Here is a 7,398-nt window from a genome sequence, read left to right as displayed (position 1 = left end):
AGCCCCAACTCCTTGGCTCACAGAACGACATGGCTACGATCCGACTTCGGGGGGTTCGCGGCGCGGTTGCGGGCGGCGATCGGGGCGCGCGGGCGGCTGTGCGTGGGCATCGACCCGCATCCGCCGCTGCTCGCGACCTGGGGCCTCACCGACGACGCCGCGGGCGCCATGCGGTTCGGCCTGATCTGCGCGGAGGCGTTCGCGGGCGAGGTGGGCTTCGTCAAGCCCCAGGTGGCGTTCTACGAGCAGTATGGGGCGACCGGCATGGCCGCGCTCGAGGAGGTGATCGCCGCGTGCCGGTCGGCCGGGGCGGTGGTGATCGCCGACGCCAAGCGCGGGGACATCGGCAGCACGATGGCCGGGTACGCGCGGGCGTGGCTCGGCGACGGCCGGCTGGGTGCGGACGCGGTGACGCTGTCGCCCTACCTCGGCTACGGCTCCCTGGAGCCCGCGGTCACGGCGGCACGGAGCGCTGGGCGCGGCGTCTTCGTCCTGGCCCGTACATCCAACCCCGAGGGTGCGTCCGTCCAGGCCGGGGGAGTGGCACAGGGGATCGTGGACGCCGCGCGCGCCGACGATGCCGACGGTCGCGCCACCGTCGGGCTGGTGGTGGGCGCTACGCGCGATCACGGCCTCGACCTGTCCGGGCTGGGCGGGCCGATCCTGGCGCCCGGGCTCGGCGCGCAGGGCGCGACGCCGGACGACCTGGCCCGGATCTTCCCGGAGCGGGAGCTGCTGCTGCCCTCCACGTCGCGTCAGGTGCTTGCGGCGGGCCCGACGGTGGCGGCGCTGCGCACGGCGGCGCTGGCCACCCGCGATGCCGTCGAGGCGGCGCTGGGCTGAGCTTGGCGGTTCAGCGGGTCGGCTGCGGCGCGTGCAGGACGGCGTCGAGCAGGCCGGGGAATCGGCGGTCGATCTCGTCCCGGCGCAGCCGTATCGCGTGCGAACGGCCCGTGACGATGACCTCGGTCAAGCCCAGCAGGCGAAGCGCGCGGAAGTGGTGGGAGAGTGCCGACTTCTGCATGCCCAGGTCCCACTCCTCGATCGACTTCGCGTGGGCCTGTCCATCGGCGAGTTTGCGGACGATCGCGAGCCGCACCGGTTCTCCGAGCGCCCGGAGTACCTGGCCGATATCGACCGCGTCCAGATCGCCAGCTTCGTAGTCGCTGGTGGTCATGGTGCCATTCTTGCATTGCGCGCGGTCACCACGGGAATCGGTTCAATGCAGATTGAACGGTGATAGTCTCCGGAGATGAAGCGGGCCGACCGGGCGCAGGGTGGGTGCGGAGCTGTGCGATGGAGCCGCGATCCCGACGGGATCGTGACCGTTGTTCTGGACGACCCGACCGCCCGGACGAACATGGTCACCGACGCGCACGTCGAGGGTATGCGCGCCGTTCTCGATCACCTGGAATCGACCCGCGACGATGTCGACGGCGTCATCGTGACGTCGGCTAAGGAGTCCTTCTTCTCGGGCCCCGAGTTCGAGGTGGCGGCGTCGCCGCGCGAGTCGGGATCGGCTTACTCGCACCTGGTCGAGGTGCGCGATCAGCTCCGGCGGCTGGAGCAGTCGGGTCGGCCGGTCGCGGCGGCACTGGTCGGCGGGGCGCTCGGTGGCGGGTTCGAGATCGCGCTGGCCTGCCACCACCGGGTCGGACTCGACCGCGGGGACGTGCGCTGGGCACTCGCCGAACGAACCATGGGAATCCTGCCCGCCGGCGGGGGAACGGTCCGAGCGACCCGGATGCTGGGACTCGCGACCGCCGTGCGCGAAACCGTCGGCGGCGGCGCAGCCTACGACCCCGCGTGGGCGCTCGCACGGGGGCTGATCGACGAACTGGCTCCCACGCCGGCGGCTGTCGAGGCCGCCGCCCGGCGGTGGGAGGTCGCCGTCGGGCCCGACGGTGCCGGGCAGCCGTGGGAGCGGCCCGACTGGGTGGTCCCCGGGGCCCTGCCGCGCGACCCCGCCTTCGATCGCGAGGTCGCCGAGCTGCGCGGCGAGCTGGACGCGCTTGCGGATGATCCGACGCTGGCCGCGCGGCGGGAGATCCTCGAGGTCGGGCTCGCCGCGCTGTCGCAACCCCTCGCGAGTGCGTTCGCCGCCGAGACGGCCGCGTTCCTCCGGCTCGTCTCGCTGCCGAGCGCGCCCGCCGCGGCCGCAGTGTTCGGCGCCATGAAGCGGATCCGCGACCGGGTCGAGAAGGGGGCCGATACCCCCGCCGGCGATGCCCGATCAGGTGCATCGGCAACGTTCGAGATCCGGTACCCGAATCCGCTCGTCGACGTGTTCCTGCCGACGTCGCCGAAACGGGTGGTCGAGGTCCCGTTACCCGACGGTGCCACGGAACGCGAGACCGCCGGCGCCGTCGCCCGTGCGGCCTCGTTCGGCGTCCCCGTCCTCGTGCGCCCCGGCGAGGGATCGACGTTGCATCGCGTATCGGTGGGCGAGGCCGTCGAGGTCACCCGATTCGTCGACGCGGGTGAGGCGACGCTGGCTGCCGAGCTGCTCGCGCCGCGCGGCTGAGCCACCTCAACCTGAACCACACACCCACACCCGCGGGTGCTGATGTCCTGCCCCGACACGTGCGTGACCAGCGCCGATGGGGCCACGACACGCGGACGGTGGCGAGAAATCCGCCAGATCCCACGGGTTTCTCGCGTCACATCTGTCCCGAATGGTGATGAATGTCGGTTCTCATCGAACCTGTTCCACTGCAACGTCTTTCGTCCTGATGTCGGCATTCGCGGCTACCTCTGCCCGTGCCCGGCGCTCGCGTGTACCGCACTGCGGAACCGCAGGTCGGACGGGGGTGGGCTTTCCGTTCGGCCGCGGACGTGGGTACGGTTCTGTGTCGCCGCCCAACGCGGCGACATCTAGAAGATGATCGAGACGGAGGAATCGTGGCCCTTCCCCAGTTGACCGACGAGCAGCGTGCCGCTGCTCTGGAGAAGGCAGCTGCCGCTCGCCGTGCGCGTGCCGAGCTGAAGAACCGGCTCAAGAGTGGTGCGACCCATCTGCAGCAGGTCCTCAAGGACGCCGAGACCGATGAGGTCCTCGGCAAGATGAAGGTCTCGGCACTGCTCGAGGCGCTGCCCAAGGTGGGCAAGGTCAAGGCTCAGGAGATCATGAACGAGCTCGAGATCGCTCCGACCCGACGGGTCCGCGGTCTCGGTGAGCGCCAGCGTAAGGCGCTGCTCGAGAAGTTCTCTGCCTGACATACGCGTGGTGCAGCCTGCTCCAGCCAACGCGAGACGGAGGGGCCGACTGGTAGTCCTGGTCGGCCCCTCCGCCGTCGGCAAGTCGTCTGTCGTGAACCGCCTCCGCGAGGTAGTTCCCGACCTGTTCTTCTCCGTGTCCGCGACCACCCGGGACCCCCGTCCGGGCGAGATCGACGGCCGCGACTACCACTTCGTCGGTGACGCCGGCTTCGACCGGCTGATCGAGCGGGGCGACCTGCTCGAGTGGGCCGAGATCCATGGCGGTCTGCAGCGCTCGGGCACCCCTGCCCGACCGGTGTACGACGCGCTCGAGACCGGCCGGCCCGTTCTGGTCGAGGTCGACCTCGCGGGCGCCGCCAGCGTCAAGACCGCGCTGCCCGAGGCGATCACCGTCTTCCTGAGCCCGCCGTCGTGGGACGAGCTCGAGCGTCGGCTGCGCGGCCGCGGCACCGAGAGCGAGGCCGTGATCGAGCGCCGACTCGAGACCGCCCGTGCCGAGATGGCCACGCGGGAGCACTACGACGCGGTCGTCGTGAACGACGATTTGGACCGGGCGGTGGATCGCTTGGTATGCTTGCTGGTCGGCGTTGACTCGCCCCCGGCCGGGACCGCTGAGAACATCGGACCCACATCCGCGGGGTGAACCACACCGCCGGGCCGCAGCGATGCGCCCGAAGTAGAAATCGACCTAGGAGACGCGTGAGCACCCCCACCCCGATCGACTCCGCCGCGACCGATGACGCCCCGGCCCCCTACGACCAGCCGCTCGGCATCACCAACCCGCCGATCGACGAGTTGCTCGCCCGCACCTCCTCGAAGTACGCGCTGGTGATCTACGCGGCCAAGCGTGCCCGCCAGATCAACGACTACTACAACAGCCTCTCGGACGGCGTGCTCGAGTACGTCGGCCCCTTGGTCGAGCCCGGCCTGCACGAGAAGCCGCTGTCGATCGCCATGCGCGAGATCCACGCCGACCTCCTGGAGCACACCGAGGGCGAGTGACGTCTCCCGAATGAGCGAGCCGCGCAGCACGCCGTCGTCGGTCGCCCCCGTCGCGCCCCGCCCCACGTCCGGAGCGCCCCGCAACGTCGTGGTGGGTGTCGGCGGTGGCATCGCCGCCTACAAGGCGTGCGCTCTGGTCCGGCACTTCACCGAGGCCGGCCATCACGTCCGCGTGATCCCCACCGAATCGGCGCTGCGTTTCGTCGGCGCGGCCACGTTCGAGGCGCTGTCCGGGAACCCCGTGCAGACGACCGTGTTCGAGTCCATCCCCCAGGTACTGCACGTCAAGCTCGGCCAGGAGGCCGACCTCGTCGTCGTCGCCCCCGCGACGGCCGACCTCATGGCCCGTGCGGCGCAGGGCCGGGCCGACGACCTGCTGACCGGGACGCTGCTCACGGCCCGATGTCCGGTCCTGTTCGCGCCGGCCATGCACACGGAGATGTGGGAGCACCCCGCCACCCGTGCGAACGTCGCGACGCTCCGTGGCCACGGCACCGTCGTCCTCGAGCCCGCGCGCGGCAGGCTCACCGGCAAGGACACCGGGGCCGGGCGGCTGCCCGAGCCCGATGAGATCGGCGCGTTCGGGGATCTGCTGCTCGCCCGGGACGACGCGCTGCCCCGCGACCTGGAGGGCCGCACCGTCGTCGTCTCCGCGGGCGGTACCCGCGAGGCGCTCGACCCCGTCCGCTACCTCACCAACCGCAGCTCCGGAAAGCAGGGCTACGCCCTCGCGCGCGTCGCTGCGCAGCGCGGCGCGAAGGTGACGCTCGTGGCGGGCAACACCGCGGGGCTGGCCGACCCCGCCGCCGTCGATGTGGTGCGCATCGCCTCGGCGCGCGAGCTGCAGACCGCGATGGCGAAATACGCGGCGGACGCCGATGCGGTGGTCATGGCCGCCGCTGTCGCCGACTACCGGCCCGCCGAGGTCGCCCCCACCAAGCTCAAGAAGGGCACCGCCGGCAGCGCGGACCTCGAGACGATCACGATGATCGAAAACCCCGACGTCCTCGCCGGCCTGGTCGCGGCGCGTGCCGAGGGCGGGCTGCCGGCCCGGTCCGTCATCGTCGGTTTCGCCGCCGAGACCGGGGACGCAAACGGCACGGTGCTCGACTACGGCCGCGCCAAGCTGCGCAGAAAGGGCTGCGACCTGCTGGTCGTCAACGCGGTCGGTGATGGCCGCGCGTTCGAGGTCGATGAGAACGCCGGCTGGCTGCTGGGCGCCGACGGTACGGAGAGCGCGCTGGCGCTCGACTCGAAGACCGTGATGGCGAGTCGTATCCTCGATGCTGTGGTGGCCCAGATGACGGCGCCCCACTAGTTTGGGTTGCGTAACCGACGCGGTACTTTTGTCTGCAAAGACACCCGCGGTGTGTACCGCGCCGCACAGATGAAGCCGTACAGATGAAGACGTCGAAAGGTTCTCCCGTGGTCGATTCCGCGTTCGCCAAGTCCGGACACAGACTGTTCACCAGCGAGTCGGTGACCGAGGGGCATCCGGACAAGATCTGCGACGCGATCTCCGACTCGGTACTCGACGCGCTGCTCGCCCAGGATCCGACCTCGCGCGTCGCGGTCGAGACGCTGGTGACCACCGGACAGGTGCACGTCGTGGGTGAGGTCACCACCGAGGCCTACGCGGACATCCCCAAGATCGTCCGCGACAAGGTGCTGGAGATCGGCTACGACAGCTCCGCGAAGGGCTTCGACGGTAACTCCTGCGGCGTCAACATCGCGATCGGCGCGCAGAGCCCCGAGATCGCGCAGGGTGTCGATCGCGCCTACGAGCATCGCGTCGACGGCGCCGAGGACGAGATCGACGCGCAGGGCGCGGGCGACCAGGGTCTGATGTTCGGCTACGCCTGCTCCGACACCCCCGAGCTGATGCCGCTGCCCATCTCGCTGGCACACCGGCTGGCGCGCCGCCTCACCGAGGTCCGCAAGGACGGCACGCTTCCGTACCTGCGACCCGACGGCAAGACCCAGGTCACCATCGAGTACGCGGGCGACACCCCTGTGCGGCTCGACACCGTGGTCATCTCCAGCCAGCACGCGGCCGACATCGATATCGACGGTATGCTGACGCCGGACCTGCGGGAGAACGTACTGGGCGCGGTCCTCGGCGAGCTCGACATCGAGTCGCTCGACACGTCCGACGTGCGCCTGCTCGTGAACCCCACCGGCAAGTTCGTGCTCGGCGGCCCGATGGGTGACGCCGGCCTCACGGGGCGCAAGATCATCGTCGACACCTACGGCGGCATGGCCCGTCACGGCGGCGGCGCGTTCTCGGGCAAGGACCCGTCGAAGGTCGACCGTAGCGCCGCCTACGCGATGCGGTGGGTCGCCAAGAACGCCGTCGCCGCGGGCCTCGCGGAGCGCATCGAGGTGCAGGTCGCGTATGCGATCGGCAAGGCTGCGCCCGTCGGCCTGTTCGTCGAGACGTTCGGCACCGAGAACATCGACCCGGCCAAGATCCAGGCCGCCATCGCGTCGACGTTCGACCTGCGTCCCCGGGCGATCATCAACGCTCTCGACCTGCTGCGCCCGATCTACGCGCCCACCGCCGCGTACGGCCACTTCGGCCGCACCGACATCGACCTCCCCTGGGAGCGCACCGACCGCGCCGACGCGCTGCGCAGCGCCGCCGGCCTGTAGCGGACCGGATGGCGGGGGCCGACGCGGCCGCCTGTCTGCCGGTCGCGCGCGTGCTGCCGCTCCTACAGGTCAGCCACCTGGACCGCGAGTTCGACTACCTGGTCCCCGCGGAGCTCGCCGAGGCCGCGCAGCCGGGTGTCCGGGTCAGGATCAGATTCTCGGGGCGGCTCGTCGACGGCTTCGTGCTGGCCCGGCTCGCCGAGTCGGACCACGAGGGAAAGCTCGCGCGCCTCGAGCGGGTGGTGTCGGAGCTGCCGGTGCTCACCGACGAGATCCGTGAGCTCGTCACCGAGGTCGCGATCCGATACGCGGGCACCCGCGCCGACGTCCTGCGGCTCGCGATCCCACCCCGGCATGCCCGCGTCGAGAAGGACGTCGTCGCCAAGCTGGCAGCGCGTGCGAACGGTGTCGGGCTCGAGGGTGCCGGGCCTGACGGTGCCGAGCCTGCGGCGGGCGCGCCCGACGGTGCCGTCCCACTGGCCGCCTACACCCACGGCGCGCAGTTCGCCGCGGCCGCCGCCGATG

9 protein-coding genes are annotated in these 7,398 nt (G+C 71.1%); 8 read left to right on the top strand and 1 reads right to left on the bottom strand.

What is annotated here, in order from left to right; translation table 11 throughout:
• Positions 1-66: 66 nt before the first annotated feature.
• Positions 67-843, top strand: coding sequence for an orotidine-5'-phosphate decarboxylase (gene pyrF, locus ABD908_RS25900; protein ID WP_345001529.1), 777 nt, complete (start codon positions 67-69; stop codon positions 841-843).
• A 10-nt stretch (positions 844-853) separates the two neighbouring features.
• On the opposite strand, the gene ABD908_RS25895 is transcribed toward pyrF, so the two are convergent.
• Positions 854-1,177, bottom strand: coding sequence for an ArsR/SmtB family transcription factor (locus tag ABD908_RS25895; RefSeq protein WP_345001527.1), 324 nt, complete (start codon positions 1,175-1,177; stop codon positions 854-856).
• Positions 1,178-1,252: 75 nt separating this feature from the next.
• On the opposite strand from ABD908_RS25895, the gene ABD908_RS25890 reads away from it, so the two are divergent.
• The 7 genes from ABD908_RS25890 to ABD908_RS25860 form a co-directional block, all read left to right on the top strand.
• Complete coding sequence (locus ABD908_RS25890; protein WP_345001524.1) at positions 1,253-2,524, top strand: enoyl-CoA hydratase/isomerase family protein; 1,272 nt, start codon at positions 1,253-1,255, stop codon at positions 2,522-2,524.
• A 377-nt stretch (positions 2,525-2,901) separates the two neighbouring features.
• The gene (mihF, locus tag ABD908_RS25885) at positions 2,902-3,216 is read left to right on the top strand and encodes an integration host factor, actinobacterial type (protein ID WP_345001522.1); all 315 of its coding nucleotides are present in this window, start codon (positions 2,902-2,904) and stop codon (positions 3,214-3,216) included.
• Between the two features lie 10 nt (positions 3,217-3,226).
• Complete coding sequence (gene gmk, locus ABD908_RS25880; protein WP_345001520.1) at positions 3,227-3,862, top strand: guanylate kinase; 636 nt, start codon at positions 3,227-3,229, stop codon at positions 3,860-3,862.
• Positions 3,863-3,918: 56 nt separating this feature from the next.
• Positions 3,919-4,221: a DNA-directed RNA polymerase subunit omega gene (rpoZ, locus tag ABD908_RS25875; protein ID WP_345001517.1), complete on the top strand. Its 303-nt coding sequence runs from the start codon at positions 3,919-3,921 to the stop codon at positions 4,219-4,221.
• A 10-nt stretch (positions 4,222-4,231) separates the two neighbouring features.
• Positions 4,232-5,539: a bifunctional phosphopantothenoylcysteine decarboxylase/phosphopantothenate--cysteine ligase CoaBC gene (gene coaBC, locus ABD908_RS25870; RefSeq protein ID WP_345001515.1), complete on the top strand. Its 1,308-nt coding sequence runs from the start codon at positions 4,232-4,234 to the stop codon at positions 5,537-5,539.
• 107 nt (positions 5,540-5,646) lie between these two features.
• Entirely contained in the window at positions 5,647-6,873 is a 1,227-nt protein-coding gene (gene metK / locus ABD908_RS25865) for a methionine adenosyltransferase (protein WP_345001512.1), read from the top strand.
• Positions 6,874-6,881: 8 nt separating this feature from the next.
• Positions 6,882-7,398 (top strand): primosomal protein N' family DNA-binding protein (locus ABD908_RS25860; RefSeq protein WP_486390782.1); only part of this gene is annotated, 517 nt, incomplete at its 3' end.

The sequence above is a fragment of the Tsukamurella soli genome (assembly GCF_039541155.1).
Taxonomy (GTDB): Bacteria; Actinomycetota; Actinomycetes; order Mycobacteriales; family Mycobacteriaceae; genus Tsukamurella; species Tsukamurella soli.
Note: the sequence above shows the minus strand (reverse complement) of the source record. Positions and strands in the feature narration are given on the sequence as shown.